This is a genomic window from Desulfosarcina sp., assembly GCF_041551955.1.
Classification (GTDB): Bacteria; Desulfobacterota; Desulfobacteria; order Desulfobacterales; family Desulfosarcinaceae; genus Desulfosarcina.
The window spans coordinates 1-15,228 of sequence record NZ_JBFELV010000085.1 but is presented as its reverse complement, the minus strand read 5'-3'; the positions used below and the strand labels follow the sequence as shown (position 1 = coordinate 15,228).

Genomic DNA, 15,228 nt, shown 5'->3' with positions numbered 1-15,228 from the left:
GCGGTGGCGGTGGCGCCAGGGCCGCGCCCTGGGGATCTTTGAGAAACGCCACGACGTCGTGCAGGTGATGGGCCGTGAGCAGCCGCTGACGCGGACCGATGCCAGCTTCGGCCGCGTTGACCGCGGGTATCAGCAGCCGGCGCTTGCCGGTGAAGATGATGGTCTGGCCGCGATCGAGCACGCGACCCCCCGCGGCCATCAGCGCGAAACCATCCGGGATGTCTACCTGGTGCCCCACCACAGTGACGCGATCACCGTTTATCCGCCGGTTTTGGAAGCGATCGCCGATGCCGACATCATCATCCTGGGGCCGGGCGACCTGTTCACCAGCATCATCCCCAACCTCATCGTTCCCGGCCTGCGGGAACAGCTCAGTGCCGTGTCCGCGCCCATTTATCATGTAGTCAACATCATGACCAAATTTGGCGAAACGAACCACTTCCAGGCAAGCGATTTCATCTCTACCTTAGAAGGTTTCACCGGCCGGAAACTCAGCGGCGCCATGGTCAACACGCGAAGACCCGATGACCGCCTGCTGAGTCTTTATCGCCAACAGAAAGCCGAATTTGTGAACGTCGGCTACCTGGATGAAGGTTGTCAACTGTTTCTGGAAGACCTGCTTGAAACATCGGGAGACGTCATCCGCCACGACCCGGAAAAGCTGGCCGGGTTGATTGAAAGAATCATAGCCGGCGGTCCTTTTGCCACCTGATGGGGTCAACGAGCCCCTGTCAATCAGGTTGTCCGGTGGCGATTGCCTGCCATCTGGCAAATATGCCTCTGGCAATCCACAAATCCGCCTGGGTGGTGATCTTGATGTTGTCCGGGTCACCGGGCACCACGATCACTCGCTCTCCGGCGAATTCGGCCATGGAGGCGTCGTCGGTGGCGGTGATTCCGCGCTGGGCGGCCAATTGGTAGGCACCTCGGATCAAGTCGATGGAAAAGGTTTGGGGGGTCTGGGCAAGGCGGACCAGTTGTCGGTTGAGGGTGCCGACGATCATCCCGTCGGCGCCCACCTGTTTCAAGGTGTCGGTAGCCGGTATCCCCGGAATGCATCCACCGGTTTCCCTGACGCCGGCAAGGCAGGCATTCATGAGAGAGAGACGCACGAATGGACGCACGGCATCGTGGATCATGACGGTGCCGTCGGCAACGTCTATGGCGCTGAGGCCGTTGAGTACCGAGTCCTGCCGCCGGTGTCCACCGGCAACCAGTTGAACGTCATGCACCAGGGAAAGTGGCGCCAGCACGTCAGCACGGCACCGCTTAAGGTCATCTTCCGGAACCACGAGAACGATGCGGTCCAGATCGGGGTGCCGGTCAAAGGCCAACAGCGTATGGGCGACAATCGGCATACCGCTCAGCTTGAGATATTGTTTTCTCACCGCTGTCTTCATACGGGAGCCGCTTCCACCGGCGACAATGACGGCACAGATCATTTCAGGTAGCTCAATTCGCCGGGCAACGGCACGCCTTTGCCCATGGTATCTTCCCCGTAATTGACCCCGGCCAGGATCTGAAGGGCAGCCAGGGCCCGGGTGTCTCCCTCAAATGTCACCTCGGTGATCTTCTCTTTTTGAATTTTTCCACCCGCCCATTGAATGTCCAGCACGCTGCTGGCGTCGAACCGGTCTTGACCGACCACCAATTCAACCTGTCCCCCGAAATGCTGAACAATCTTGGCCACCAGGAGACTGGGCCGGCTGTGAAATCCCAGCTTGACTGGAATCCCTACGGTTATGGCGGAACGTTCGATGTTTTCGTTGAGAATTTCACGCGCCAGTTTCTTGCCGGAGTTGAGGTACTGGCAGGCATAGTATAGACCGTAATTGATGGTTCGGTCCAGCAGGACGACCGGGTCCACCAGGGACGCCAGTTTATCCTGAACCCGTTTGTAAGTGTTTTTATAGCCGGCTTCGTGAAGGTGTCTTTCATAAAAATGAAGCAGGCGCCCCATCATCTGCAGCAGATGAAAGACAATAGAAAAATAACTTCTCAGCGATTTGAGTTTGCGGTCACCGAACCGGAACCCCCCGTGAATCACATAGGTGTCGAAGGAGGACTGCAGGTTGTGCACCAGCATTTCGAAGCGGCGGATCTGCACCTCGTTCACCGTCTCGGGCACGAGAGCAGCGATCTCGTCATTTCCGTAAGGCTCGTAGAACCCCATCGGGTCGAAGCTGGCAGCGATGGAAAGAAACTCGCTGGCGATTTTTACGATGTTCCGTTTTTGAACATCCTTGGCATCATCGTCGATGTCGTATTTGAGCATCTCACCGGTGGTGATGCCGGGAAAATCCTCCGATCCGAAAGCGTCCACCGGCATGGTGATGTTCAGCCGCGAGGCCTCGTCTATGATCACCGGAGCCAGGTTCCGCAGGGCATCATTCAGAAAGGTGATGGTTTTTTCCCCCTGTTCCCGAAACGCCTCGGTATCCGGGATTTCGTAGAATATTAGCCGGTTTAAGATATGCTTCTGGCAGTAGGCCCCAAGGCTCAAGTGCCTGACAGTGGCACACAACTCCCGATACAGGTACCAGTCCTCACTGTTCTTGGCCCCGTGAAAGTCGAGGAAGTCTTCCAGCACCTGCGAGGTGCTGATCAGCTTGGAATACAATTTTTTGGTAAACACGTGGTTGGGTGTCTGCCGATTGGAGATATAGATGCAGCATTTCAGGTAATCTAAAGAGAAGATTCTGACCTTTTCGGAAAAAGAGATTTCACAAAAGGGATCGTTCACGTTGCGCTCCGTAATCAGGGTTCAAAGGTTCAAGGTTAACAGAAAAGCGTAACCGCGTATGCCGCGCCGGATGCCTAACCCATGGACCGGGAAAGTAAAGGGGCCCCCTGGGATTGATTGAGTACAACATGTCATAAGTGCACGTCCGGCCCCTGAGGGCCGGGATCCTGACGTTGAACGCGGAACCCTGAACCGCTGAACGGCTGCAAAGAACGAAATAGCGGTCGGAGCAGCCCGTAAGCCGAATTCTGTTCCCCCGGCCGGTTACCCGGATCGCGGGGGCGGCGATCATTCATCTGGGATGCCGATTGCCCGGCACCTCGTGCGACCTACCCGGGAGCTTGGACGGGCAGCCCTTCGACGCTCCCCTATTTGGTCTTGCACCGGGTGGGGTTTACCTAGCTTCCCCGGTCACCCGGAGAACTGGTGCGCTCTTACCGCACCGTTTCACCCTTACCCTGCCGAAAACGGCAGGGCGGTCTGCTTTCTGTTGCACTTGCCTTCACGTCACCGTGACTCCATGTTATGGAGCACCCTGCCCTGTGGTGTTCGGACTTTCCTCCAGCTCCCGAAAAGGAGCCAGCGACCGCCTGGTCTACTCCGACCGCTATTTCTTATTCTCGTTCTTTCCAATAAATAATCCGATGGCAGTGGGGGCAAAACCGAAGCTCATCAAATCGCTGCAGCTCATTGAACAACTGCGCGGGTATATTCATGTGGCATCCCATGCAGATGGCCTGTTGAACGGGGACCACCGCCAATCCACGAACCTTTTTTTTAACATCGTCCATAACGGTAATTAAACTGGGGTCGACATTGGCGCTGATCCGGGCTTTCTTCTCGTTGAGCGACTCGACGGCCTGCCGTTCACGCTTCTCTTTGGCTGCAAACGCTTCTTTTTTTTCTTGGTAGGATTGAACGAAACTCGCCAGCTCCATCTCTTTTGCCTTAACCGCCGCCTCCGCAGATTCAATGGCCTCTAGTTGCTCCAGCATCCGATCTTCGATGCCAGAATTTTTTTTGCGGATCTCATCGATCTCTTTCAAGATCGACTGGTACTCTTTGTTGGTTTTAACTGCACGGAGCTTTTCGTTGCTTTTGACGATCATTCCTGCGTTGATCTTCGATTCGGATTCAAGATCCCGATACGTCTTTTTCAGGTCGTCGAGGGCAGCTTTTTCAGAGGAGACCCGGATCTCGCGCTCGGCTATTGAACGATCCAGGGCGGCGGACTCGTTGTTCAAGGCATTGACCAGCCGGTCAGCTTGATGGATCTCCAATTCCACGCCCTGGACCTCAACGAGGATGTTAATTTGTTCTTGAATGTTGCTCATGCCTGCCTTTCTTGTATCCCACATTTTACAGGTAATGGAATGGGTCTTTTTCCATGCCCTCGGCCTCCACGGTTACCGATAGGCCCGAGGCTTTGACGGACTCCCGGATGAGCTCAGCCAGAACGTCGACGACCAGGTGCTCCGAGCCAAAATGTCCGATATCGATGAGCCCGATGCCTGCCTGCTGAGCATCTCTGGCCGTATGATAGCCCAGGTCCCCGCTCACGTAAGCCTGTGCCCCGGTGGCGATCGCTGTGGCCATCAAACTGGCACCGCTTCCGGAGCACACCGCGACCGTCTTAATCACCCTGTCCGCTGGGCCGACCATTTTCACCGCAGAGAGGTTCAGTGCGGCTTTCAACTTCGCTGCCAAGTCACCCAGTGGCAATGGCGAATCAAGCTCTCCCACCCGTCCCAAACCAGCCTGGCGGTCGGGAACGGTCAGGGGATAGACGTCATAGGCCATGGATTCATATGGATGCACCTTCTCCAGCGCTCGCACCACCGCACTTCGTTCCGCGTTGGCCACGAGGATTTCAATCCGGCTTTCCTGGACTTCCGTAAGGACGCCGGTGCTGCCGACGGCAGGAGATGAGCCCGCACCCGGCAAAAAGGTGCCAACGCCCTCGCATCGGAAACTGCAGCACGAATAATTGCCCATTCGGCCGGCATCCAGTGCAAACAGCGTATCGAGGATGGTTTTCACGCGATTCGAAGGAACGAATACCACCAATTTGCACATGTCGGCATCGGCATGGCCGGCAAGCACCCGGACCTTGTGCAGCCCCATTCGACCGACCAGGACATCGTTCACCCCGCCCGGCACACTATCCAGGTTGGTGTGGGCACTGAAAATAGCCAACCGTCGGGACAAAGCCATTTCGGCAATCCCGCCTAGCGGCGTACTGCAGTCGATGCGATTGACCGGCTTGAAAAACAGCGGGTGGTGGGTGACCAATAAGTCCACACCATTTTCACATGCCCTGGCCACCACCTCGGGCAGCGGGTCCAAGGCCGTCCACACTTTTTTTACCGGCCAGTCCAGGTTCCCAATCTGAAGACCGACATTGTCCCACGACGCTGCCAGGTGGGGAGGCGCCAAGAGGTCGAGAATCCGTACAAATTGTGCCACGGTTGCTGTCATGCTGTATCCCTCAATCCATCGCCTACCGGCATCGGGCATAAAAAAAGGCGCGGAAGCCGGAGTCTATCCACGCCGAATCGCCTTTTATCCTCAACACAGCCAGATGCCGAGACCTCCGGGCGTTATGGGTTGACGAACGGCGCCGGAGTTTTTTTAAGTGGGCCCACCTGGGATCGAACCAGGGACCGACCGGTTATGAGCCGGTGGCTCTGCCAGCTGAGCTATGGGCCCGTGTCAGATCAAAATCGATTGCTTGTCTACCTCCGTCATGGCAAATTGTCAAGCATATGCAAGCCGGTCCCGCGCCCTCTCAATTGTCGATAAAGCTCTTCAGTTTGCGACTGCGGGTGGGGTGGCGCAGTTTTCTCAAGGCTTTTGCCTCGATCTGCCGGATTCGTTCACGGGTAACGGTGAAGTCCTGCCCAACTTCTTCCAGGGTGTGATCCGCCTTCTCGCCGATGCCGAAGCGCATGCGAAGGACTTTTTCCTCACGAGGGGTCAGGGTTGCCAGTACTTTACGGGTCTGCTCGGCCAGGTTCATGCTGACCGCCGCTTCTGACGGCAGCATAAATTTCTTGTCTTCGATAAAGTCGCCCAGATGGCTGTCTTCTTCTTCCCCGATCGGGGTTTCCAGAGAAATCGGCTCCCTGGCGATTTTAAGCACCTTGCGGACCTTGTCGATGGGTATCTCCATCTTCTCGGCAATCTCCTCCGGACGGGGTTCCCTGCCGAACTCCTGGACCAGGTAGCGGGAGGTGCGGATCAGCTTGTTGATGGTTTCGATCATATGCACCGGAATGCGTATCGTTCGCGCCTGGTCGGCGATGGCCCGGGTGATGGCCTGCCGGATCCACCAGGTGGCGTAGGTGCTGAACTTGTAGCCCCGGCGATATTCGAACTTGTCCACCGCCTTCATCAGTCCGATGTTGCCCTCCTGAATAAGATCCAGAAATTGGAGTCCTCGGTTGGTGTATTTTTTAGCGATGCTGACCACCAATCTCAGGTTGGCGCGGATCAGCTCGCTTTTGGCAAATTTAGCCCGCATGCGGCCTTCATCCACACTGGCCATCACCCGCTTGAGATTGCGGTTGTTGGCCTTGAAATCATTTTCTTTTTCGACCAGCTGCTCGGCCATTGAATTCAAGTGGGTATAGATTCGCCCCAATGCCTCTTGGTCCAAACTGGAATGTTTCTTGGCCCATTTCATGAACTTGGCTTTGGTGGTCAAGTGTTCACGAAGTTCCCCAATCGTTGCCCCGAAGGCCTCGGCGGTAATGGCCACCAATTTGTTCTGGGCATCGAACCAGTCGATGAGCCGGCGGATGTGCGCTTCGATGCGGTCGATCACACCGCCTTCCAATCGCCATCCCTTGAGCAGGTCGAAAATTTTATTATTGCGCCGCATGATGCACCGTCTGACACGGCGGGCTTCATCAGGCTCCATCTGCTCGGAAAACATGCGGTCACGGTATTGTTTGATCTCATCATTCACCGCACGGATACCGGAAATGGTTTCGAGAAAGTTTTCGATCTGAACCATCTCGTCCACATAGGCGTCCCCTTCATCCACATCACGCAAGACATGCTTCGGCCGGAGGGCACCCACTTCGATCAGATCCCCGAATTCAAGGATGTATTTGACACCCAGGGAGGTTTCCAAAAGGGCCTTGAGAACGTCCTGCTCCCCCTCTTCGATCTTCTTGGCAATCACCACCTCGCCTTCACGACTGAGGAGGGTGACCATACCCATTTCTCGAAGGTACATTTTCACCGGATCCGTAACCGAGCCGATGTCCGATACTGCAACGGCCTTGTTCAGCGCCGCCTTTTTTTCGGTTGAGCTTTCCTTGTCTGAAAGGTCGTTTTCGCTTTCGATAATCTCGATGTCCATGTCGTCGAACATCATCAGGGTATCGTCGATCATTTCCGAGGACATCATCTCGTTGGGGAGGACCTCGTTGATCTCGTCGTAGGTCAGTGAGCCCTGCTCTTTGCCCTTTTCGATGAGGGCCTTGAGCAGTTTCTGGTCCTTTTTTTTGTTCGATTGCTTGGTTTTTTCCGATTTTCCGTGTGGTCCAGCGTCGACGACAGCCGTTTTGCCAACAGCCTCGGCTTTCTTTTTGGCCGATTTCTTCTCTGTTTGCTTGGATGCCCCGTTGCGCTTGTTATCGGATTTTTTGGTCATGCCGTTAGCCTCCTGAACCACATCCGGACATATTGCAGTCCATGGTTGGGTCGCCGTATTCTGATATTCGTTTTTTATGCCCATGCGTGTCAGCGGCTGTCGTCAGCCGACAATTGCCATGGCCGGCGGTCAATGGTCACCACCGCTGCGCTTTTCCATTGTCTTTCGGGCTTGCTGCTGTTTTTCCTGCAATAGCGTGGCCAGCAGGTTAACATCACCACTTTTTTCTGCGGCCTCGATACGCCGCAACAACGCTTTGTCTCGACGGCGTATGCTGCCCTCGAATTGAGTCATCAGGTTCATGCAGCCGTCCCGGTCCCAGTGCTCATCGGTCAATGAGAGCCGGGCGACCACGGCTTTTTTCTGCGGGTCATCCCAGCGGGAGACCAAGCCGGCGATGTCGCTGTCGAAATTGGTGAAATGGTCGATAATGCCACGCCCGATCTCCGCCAGCACAGGATCCGTGAAATGATCCATGAGTTGCCGCCGCTCGATATCGACGATCATCTCCGGGAACTGAAGCATCATGGCCACCACCTGTTGCTCCAGCCGGTAAGTTTGCCCGCGAACCGGCGGTGCCTCCGGTGGGCTGACCTTGCCCGGGCGACCTTTCAGCCAGGCCGCCGTGGCAGGGGGGTTCACCGTCCGTTTGATCTTTTGCAAAAGGACCGTTTCATCCACCCCAATCCGCTCAGCCAGGTGCTTGACCCGCAGCGATCGGGCAACCGGATCGCCAATGGCCAGGATGGCCGGTTTCAATTCGTTGACGATGCGGACCTTGCCGTCGATACTTAATCCATAATTCTCGACAGCCGATTCCACCATGAATGGAATCATACCCATGGATTGTTCAGCCAGCTTTGAAAAATCATCGGGACCCTGCGCCATGAGAAAAGAATCTGGATCATGCCCCTTGGGCAACACCATAATTCGTGCCTCGAGAAGCCCTTTTTGAAAAACCGCCACGCTGCGTTGGGCTGCTTTGATGCCCGCTTGGTCCGAATCGTAAACCAGGACCGCCTTGCCACCCTCACCCACGAACCCTTTCAGAATCTGAACGTGCTCGGCTGTCAGGGAAGTTCCCAAGGTGGCCACCGCGTTTTCGATGCCGAACTGATGCATGGAGAGCAGGTCGAAATACCCCTCAACGACATAAACCGTCTGCTTTTCCCGGCATTGTTGACGAGCCCGGTCCAAACCATAAAGGGACCGGCTCTTGCTGTATACCGGTGTTTCCGGGCTATTCAGGTATTTGGGCAGTGCATCGTCCATCACACGGCCGCCAAATCCCACCGGCTGGTTCTGCCCGTTGAAAATGGGGAAGATGATCCGGTTCCTGAAGCGGTCATAGTGCCCCTCCCCATTTTTGCGGGAAACGATCAGACCGGCCTGCAGCGCCATCTCGACAGGCTTTCTCCTTGACCGAAAGTGACGGACCAGATGATCCCAGCCATCCGGGGCAAATCCAAGTTTGAAATCATCAATCGTTTTGCGCGTCATCCCTCTTTTCAATAGATACCCTTTGGCCGACTGACCCCGCGCCTCCGAAAGCAGACAATCACGGTAAAAGGACACGGCATCGCCATTAAGCGTTAGTATCGTTTCCCGTTCCGTCAACTTTTTTTTCTCGAGGGGGGACAGATTCCGGGTGGGAAGGTCGATGCCGTAGCGTCCGGCCAGTAATCTGGCAGCCTCCGGAAAGCTGAATCCGCTGTGTTTCATAAGGAAACTGAATACGTTACCGCCTGCCCCGCAACCAAAACAGTAAAAGATCTGTTTGTCCGGACTCACGGTAAAGGACGGGGTCTTTTCGGCATGAAAGGGGCACAGTCCCAAAAGGTTTCGCCCCGCTCGACGCAGGGATACCGTCTCCGATACGATGTCAACGATATCGGAAGCATTTTTGATCGCCGTAATTTTTTCGTCAGGGATGTACGCCGCCAAGAAAAGCCGCCTCCATTTCAAATGGATTCGGGTTCAATCATGCTCCGGTGGGACCTAAACCATCTCCAGCAGAGAGAGTCACGGGCTAGATTGGCGGTAAAAAAAGCGCCTGAACGCCTGGACTGCGCCGATAGCTAAATTGTGCATAGGGTCGACCTTTACTAAATTGGATATGATAAATCCCCGGAGCCATTTTGTCAATATATAGTAGCGACTTTATGAGAGACAACGGGTTACAGGACCCCCTTCGATGACCGAACACCACTGCGGTCGGCGTCGATGGATACCGCCTGCTTGAGTGCCCTGCCAGTGGACTTGTATACCGATTCGAGCACATGGTGCTCGTTTTCCCCGTATCGCACGTTGATGTGGAGGTTCATGCCCCCCTTGACCGCGAAGGCCCTGAAGAACTCTTTGGCCAAGCCGCTGTCAAAACGCCCCACAGACGACAGCTCCGACGGCAGGTGATATACCAGGAAAGGGCGGTTGGACAGGTCGATGGCCACTTCGGCCAGCGCTTCGTCCATGGGGGTTACGGCAAACCCGTAGCGGCGGATTCCGAAGCGATTGTCCAAGGCAGTCGAGACGGCCTCGCCAAGAACCAGTGCGACGTCCTCAACGGTATGATGGTCATCCACCTCCAGGTCGCCCTTGGCCTGTATATCCAGATCGAAACTTCCGTGAACACAGAACAGGGTCAACATGTGATCGAGAAAGGCGATACCGGTCTCGATGTCGGCCTGTCCCTGTCCGTCCAGGTTCAATTCGACCTTGATTTGGGTTTCCGTCGTCTTCCGTTCCAGTCGGCACATCCGGGTCATGGCAGTTCTCCTTACCACGTGCACAGTGAAAGTGGTCAGCGGTCCAGGTCCGACGAAATAGTGCCGGATGGTTGGGGTTGGGGATCAGGGGCGCCGCAGCGACCTTGTACACCACCTGGGCCGTCGATGCAACGGTCAATAACATCATCGCATGCGTTTACGGAGCGCGGCGAGCCCAACGTTTCGAAAACGTGTCGGCCGTGATACGGCACGCAAGCGCCCACTTCTGAATGGACACGAGGCACAGGCAGTGTTTATATTGACGTGATGGTCATGGAGACATCAGCCGACATTGCCGTTGGTTTGTCGTTCCGGATGAAACGGGATCAGAAGGTGATCGTGACGACACGCTGACTACCATCGTCAACCAGATGAGGAGATTCTATGAAGCGTACCGGCCCCATCAAGATGAAAGACGCCATTAAGCAGGCAACCGACGATCAGGATAAGATTATTCTGCCGGAAGAAACGGTGGCCGCGGCCAAACAACGCATGAACGACATGGAATTGAAAATTCTTGATCGGACCATTCGAATCGACAATGGCCGGTTGGACATCCCCGTATTTTTCAGTACCTGCGGCCACGATGCCCAGGCAATCATCGGCACCAAAAAACAGATGGGCAAAGGTGCTACACCAGCCCAGGCCGAGGCCAGCGCGGTGATGGAGTTGGCCGAACGCTTCAGTTTTTTCAGCTTCTATGCCAACCGAGACCACACCCGATTGGGCACCTACGACCAGTTTGCCGACGAGGCCATTGACTTCGATCAGATCGCCAAGTCGGTTCACGACGAATCCGGCGATCTTGACGCATCCAAACGGATTTTTGAATCCCTGCCCCTGAGATGGACCGGCGCCTGGAGCCTGACCCGGGAGAAAGAGGTGCTGGTTCCGATCAATTGGTTCTACGCCATCAACGCCTTCAACGGCCCCTCGGCGGGCAATTGCGTGGAAGAGGCCCTGTGCCAAGGCATATGCGAAATCGTCGAACGTCACGTGTCTTCGCTGATCAGCCGCCGCAAGATTTCTACACCGCTGATCGACCCGGATTCGGCATCAGACCTGTTGGTCAGGGAAATGCTGGGCAAATACGACAAAGCGGGCATCAAGGTGTTCATCACTGATTTTACCCAGGACATGGGCATCCCCTCCGTTGGCGTCCTGGCCTACGATCCAGTCACTTTTCCAGGCAAGAGCGAAATCGTCTGGACCGCCGGCACAACACCCAGCCCGGAAAAGGCCCTGAGCCGCGCCCTGACCGAAGTGGCCCAGCTGGCCGGTGACTTCAACTCCGGGTCCAACTACGTGGCCTCGGGCCTGCCCAAGTTCACCCGCCTGGAAGATGCCGGTTACGTGATCAACGCCCCTGGCCCCGTCTCCCTGGCCAAACTGCCCGACATTTCACACCCGAACATCCGCATCGAGGTGGAAGGGTGTATCCAGGCCATGGCGCAGCGGGATTTCGAGGTGCTCGTGGTGGACACCACGCATCCCCAACTGTCCGTGCCGGCCTTTTACACCATCGTCCCCGGCGCCCATTTCAGGGAACGCGCCGCCGGGACCAGCGTGGCCATGTTTGCCGCCAAGATCGCCATGGAGAGCTTCGGAGCGGACGAGGCCATCAGACGGCTGATGGAGATGGAGCGGCTGCTGCCCGGCAAGTATTTCATCCAGTTTTACTTGGGCAACTGCCACCTGGAGCGAAACGACCCGCAAACAGCCCTGTCGCATTTTGTCCGAGCGCTCGAGCAGTCGCCGGCCGAGCAGGATATCCCCAGCATCTACTCCTACATGGGGGTCTGCCACAAGGAACGGGGCGACTATGAAAACGCGTTGGCCGTCCTGGCCAAAGGCGAAGCCCTGGATCCGGAACGCACCGATATTCACAATCTCAAAGGATATTGCCACTTCATGCGCAGAGAGCACGAAGCGGCCATCCAGAGCTTTGAAAAGGTCATCGCCTTGGATCCCAGTTCGGCCATCGACTATGCCAACATCGCTTCCAATTACCGAGACATGGACAAGAAAGCCGATGCGGTGCGCTACTATCGACTGGCCTTAGAGCTGGACCCGTCCATCGATTTTGCCCGGGACAACCTGGAAAGGCTCACCGGTAAAACTGAGGACGGAGGACCGTAGTCCGACGTCTGATCTGTCCCCGTCATCTGAAGGATGGTTTTTCGACGCCAGCCTTCGTTCTGCACCTGTGATCTTTTCCCATGCCCGCCTTGCAAGCGCCCCTGGGACCACTTACCTTGTGCGCGTGAAAAAACAAAACTGAAGTCGAAAGGAGGCTTTTATGTCCAAAGAGACACTGACCATTCCCAACATCTCCTGTGGCCACTGCGTGTCGGCCATCGAATCGGAATTGGCCGAGATGGAGGGAGTCACCGCGGTAAAAGCCGACGCCGCAACCAAAACCGTCACCGTCCACTGGGACGCCCCAGCGTCCATTGAACGCATCCGGGCCACCCTGACGGAAATCAATTATCCGGCCCAGTGATGACCTCTCAGACTCTCATCCTGCCCATCACGGGTATGACCTGCGCCAACTGCGCCATGAACATCGCCCGTGGGCTTGAAAAGCTCTCGGGTGTCAGCGAGGCCAATGTCAATTTTGCGGCCGAACGGGCTTCGGTGACCTTCGATCCCCGCTCCGCGACACCGTCGGATCTGATCCGGCAGGTCGAAAAACTCGGATTCAGCGTCACCACCGCCCGCATTGACTTTCCGGTCACGGGCATGACCTGCGCCAACTGCGCCATGAACGTAGAGCGGACGCTGGGCAAGAAAATGGCGGGGGTGATCCATGCTGTCGTGAATTTCGCCGCCGAACGGGCAACGGTTGAGTATCTGCCGTCCATGGTTACCCCTGACGACCTGGTGTCTGCGGTGGAAAAAGCCGGATTCGGGGCCTTGATCCAGCAGGAAGGGGAAACAGAGGATGTCGAAGCCCGGGCACGGCAACTGGAGATCGCCGACCAGACCCGCAAGTTTATGGTCGGCGTCGTCTTTGCCCTGCCCCTGTTTGTGGCCAGCATGGCCAGGGATTTTGGCCTCACCGGAGCGTGGAGCCACCAGCCCTGGGTCAACTGGCTGTTTTTTGTCTTGGCGACACCGGTGCAGTTTTACACCGGCTGGGACTATTACATCAGCGGCCTGAAAAGCCTGCGCAACAAGAGCGCCAACATGGATGTGCTGGTGGCCATGGGATCGTCCACGGCCTACGTCTATTCCCTGGCTGTGCTGCTGCTTCCCACCTTGGGCGGGCATGTTTACTTCGAAACGTCGGCAGTCATCATCACCCTGATTAAAATGGGCAAGCTGCTCGAAGCCCGCACCAAAGGCAAAACAGGCAGCGCGATTCGCAAGCTCATGGGGCTGCGCCCCAAAACCGCCACGGTGCTGCGCGAAGGGATCGAGAATGAGACGCCTATCGAGGCGGTGCGCGTGGGAGATGTGGTTCTGGTCCGACCGGGCGAACGCATCCCCGTCGACGGCCTGGTCATCGACGGCGCCTCGTCCGTCGACGAATCCATGCTCACCGGCGAACCCATTCCGGTGGATAAAATACCCGGCGACCCTATGGCAGCCGGCACCATCAACGGCCAGGGCAACCTCGTCTTCACAGCGACCCGGGTGGGCCGGGAAACCGCCCTGGCCCAGATCATCCGCCTGGTCCAGGAGGCCCAGGGCAGCAAAGCCCCCATCCAAGCCCTGGCCGATCGGGTCGCCGCGGTGTTCGTTCCGGCGATTATCGTGATCGCCCTGCTGGTTTTTGCGGTCTGGTGGGTCCTTGCCGGCGATTTCGTAACCGCCATGATTCGCATGGTGGCCGTACTGGTCATCGCCTGCCCCTGCGCCCTGGGCCTGGCCACACCCACCGCGATCATGGCAGGCACCGGCAAGGGCGCCGAACGGGGAATACTTTTCAAAAACAGTCGGGCACTGGAGGGCGCCACCCGGTTGTCCACTGTGGTTCTTGACAAAACCGGTACCATCACCGAAGGCAAACCCTTGGTCACCGACCTGGTTCCCGATGAGGGCAACGGGGTAACGGAAAATGAACTGCTGATGCTGGCCGCTTCGGTGGAAAAAGGGTCTGAACACCCCTTGGGACGGGCGGTGGTCAAGAAAGCCGAAGCCTCGGGTCTGACGCTGGCGACGCCCCAGGCTTTCAAGGCCCATGGCGGCGACGGGGTCGAAGCCCGGATAGACGGCCAACGGGTAAGGGTCGGCAAGCCGAACTGGTTTGACGAGCGCTCGAGACTGGTTTCCGAGGCGATGGCCCAACAGATATCGGCTTTTCAGGCCCAGGGGAAAACCGTCATGGTAGCCGTCGAAGCGGACCGCCCGCTAGGGCTGATCTGCGTATCCGATCGCATCAAAACAGACTCCCCGGCGGCCATATCCCGATTGAAGCGGCTGGGCCTAGAGACGGTCATGCTCACCGGAGACAACCGCCAGGCAGCCGAAACGATCGGTCGGCAGGCCGGTGTGGATCATGTGGCGGCGGAGGTCCGGCCGGAAGACAAGGCCCTGCGGGTTAAAACGCTGCAGACCGAAGGAAAAATCGTTGCCATGGTGGGGGACGGCATCAACGATGCCCCGGCTCTGGCCCAAGCCGACGTGGGCTTCGCCATCGGTACGGGCACCGATGTGGCCATCGAAACGGCCGACGTGATCCTGGCTGCCGGATCGCTCAGCGGTGTCCCCAAGGCCATCGCCCTCAGCCGAGCCACCATGAAGACCATCCGCCAGAACCTATTCTGGGCTTTTTTTTACAATGCCATATTGATCCCGGTGGCTGCCGGCGCCCTGTTCCCCTTTGACGACCTGCCCATGATGCTGCGGCAACTGCATCCCATCCTGGCTGCCCTGGCCATGGCCTTTTCCAGTATCACGGTGGTTTCCAACAGCCTGAGGCTGTATCGGGCGAAACTGGTTGATGGATGAGGGTTCTGGGTTCTGGGTTCTGGGTTCTGGGTTCTGGGTTCTGGGTTCTGGGTTCTGGGTTCTGGGTTCTGGGTTCTGGGTTCTGGGTTCTGGGTGAAATG

Annotated in this window: 11 protein-coding genes, 1 tRNA gene and 1 other RNA gene; 4 read left to right on the top strand and 9 right to left on the bottom strand. The window is 56.9% G+C overall.

Features of this window, described 5'->3' with window-relative positions; translation table 11 throughout:
• On the top strand, window positions 1–712 hold a 712-nt coding region (locus ABYV26_RS08895; protein ID WP_372680177.1), incomplete at its 5' end, for a 2-phospho-L-lactate transferase CofD family protein.
• A gap of 19 nt (window positions 713–731) precedes the next feature.
• Here the strand turns inward: ABYV26_RS08895 and ispD are convergent.
• From ispD to hisB, 9 genes are all read right to left on the bottom strand, one after another.
• Window positions 732–1,442: a 2-C-methyl-D-erythritol 4-phosphate cytidylyltransferase gene (gene ispD / locus ABYV26_RS08890; RefSeq protein WP_372680175.1), complete on the bottom strand. Its 711-nt coding sequence runs from the start codon at window positions 1,440–1,442 to the stop codon at window positions 732–734.
• The gene (locus ABYV26_RS08885; RefSeq protein WP_372680173.1) at window positions 1,439–2,743 is read right to left on the bottom strand and encodes an HPr family phosphocarrier protein; all 1,305 of its coding nucleotides are present in this window, start codon (window positions 2,741–2,743) and stop codon (window positions 1,439–1,441) included. The genes ispD and ABYV26_RS08885 overlap by 4 nt, the downstream gene beginning before the upstream one ends.
• Before the next feature lie 222 nt (window positions 2,744–2,965).
• Window positions 2,966–3,345, bottom strand: an RNA gene (rnpB, locus tag ABYV26_RS08880) — RNase P RNA component class A.
• A 12-nt stretch (window positions 3,346–3,357) separates the two neighbouring features.
• Window positions 3,358–4,077: a zinc ribbon domain-containing protein gene (locus ABYV26_RS08875; protein ID WP_372680171.1), complete on the bottom strand. Its 720-nt coding sequence runs from the start codon at window positions 4,075–4,077 to the stop codon at window positions 3,358–3,360.
• Between the two features lie 25 nt (window positions 4,078–4,102).
• Complete coding sequence (locus ABYV26_RS08870; RefSeq protein WP_372680169.1) at window positions 4,103–5,221, bottom strand: Nif3-like dinuclear metal center hexameric protein; 1,119 nt, start codon at window positions 5,219–5,221, stop codon at window positions 4,103–4,105.
• 158 nt (window positions 5,222–5,379) lie between these two features.
• A tRNA-Ile gene (locus ABYV26_RS08865) sits at window positions 5,380–5,452 on the bottom strand.
• A gap of 79 nt (window positions 5,453–5,531) precedes the next feature.
• Window positions 5,532–7,406, bottom strand: coding sequence for an RNA polymerase sigma factor RpoD (gene rpoD, locus ABYV26_RS08860; RefSeq protein ID WP_372680167.1), 1,875 nt, complete (start codon window positions 7,404–7,406; stop codon window positions 5,532–5,534).
• Window positions 7,407–7,535: 129 nt separating this feature from the next.
• Window positions 7,536–9,350, bottom strand: coding sequence for a DNA primase (dnaG, locus tag ABYV26_RS08855; RefSeq protein ID WP_372680165.1), 1,815 nt, complete (start codon window positions 9,348–9,350; stop codon window positions 7,536–7,538).
• 233 nt (window positions 9,351–9,583) lie between these two features.
• Window positions 9,584–10,171, bottom strand: coding sequence for an imidazoleglycerol-phosphate dehydratase HisB (gene hisB / locus ABYV26_RS08850; protein ID WP_372680163.1), 588 nt, complete (start codon window positions 10,169–10,171; stop codon window positions 9,584–9,586).
• 384 nt (window positions 10,172–10,555) lie between these two features.
• Between hisB and ABYV26_RS08845 the strand changes: the two genes are divergently transcribed.
• The 3 genes from ABYV26_RS08845 (at window position 10,556) to ABYV26_RS08835 (ending at window position 15,127) form a co-directional block, all read left to right on the top strand.
• Complete coding sequence (locus ABYV26_RS08845) at window positions 10,556–12,310, top strand: YcaO-like family protein (protein ID WP_372680161.1); 1,755 nt, start codon at window positions 10,556–10,558, stop codon at window positions 12,308–12,310.
• A 160-nt stretch (window positions 12,311–12,470) separates the two neighbouring features.
• Window positions 12,471–12,674 carry a heavy-metal-associated domain-containing protein gene (locus ABYV26_RS08840; RefSeq protein ID WP_372680159.1) on the top strand — a complete coding sequence of 68 codons (204 nt, stop codon included), beginning with the start codon at window positions 12,471–12,473 and terminating at the stop codon, window positions 12,672–12,674.
• Entirely contained in the window at window positions 12,674–15,127 is a 2,454-nt protein-coding gene (locus ABYV26_RS08835) for a heavy metal translocating P-type ATPase (protein ID WP_372680157.1), read from the top strand. The genes ABYV26_RS08840 and ABYV26_RS08835 overlap by 1 nt, the downstream gene beginning before the upstream one ends.
• Window positions 15,128–15,228 lie beyond the last annotated feature (101 nt).

Excerpts from the sequence above, each read along its gene's own strand:
- ispD (WP_372680175.1), bottom strand. The coding sequence starts at position 1,442 with ATGATCTGTGCCGTCATTGTCGCCGGTGGAAGCGGCTCCCGTATGAAG.
- ABYV26_RS08875 (WP_372680171.1), bottom strand. The coding sequence starts at position 4,077 with ATGAGCAACATTCAAGAACAAATTAACATCCTCGTTGAGGTCCAGGGC.
- ABYV26_RS08870 (WP_372680169.1), bottom strand. The coding sequence starts at position 5,221 with ATGACAGCAACCGTGGCACAATTTGTACGGATTCTCGACCTCTTGGCG.
- rpoD (WP_372680167.1), bottom strand. The coding sequence starts at position 7,406 with ATGACCAAAAAATCCGATAACAAGCGCAACGGGGCATCCAAGCAAACA.
- hisB (WP_372680163.1), bottom strand. The coding sequence starts at position 10,171 with ATGACCCGGATGTGCCGACTGGAACGGAAGACGACGGAAACCCAAATC.
- ABYV26_RS08845 (WP_372680161.1), top strand. The coding sequence starts at position 10,556 with ATGAAGCGTACCGGCCCCATCAAGATGAAAGACGCCATTAAGCAGGCA.
- ABYV26_RS08840 (WP_372680159.1), top strand. The coding sequence starts at position 12,471 with ATGTCCAAAGAGACACTGACCATTCCCAACATCTCCTGTGGCCACTGC.
- ABYV26_RS08835 (WP_372680157.1), top strand. The coding sequence starts at position 12,674 with ATGACCTCTCAGACTCTCATCCTGCCCATCACGGGTATGACCTGCGCC.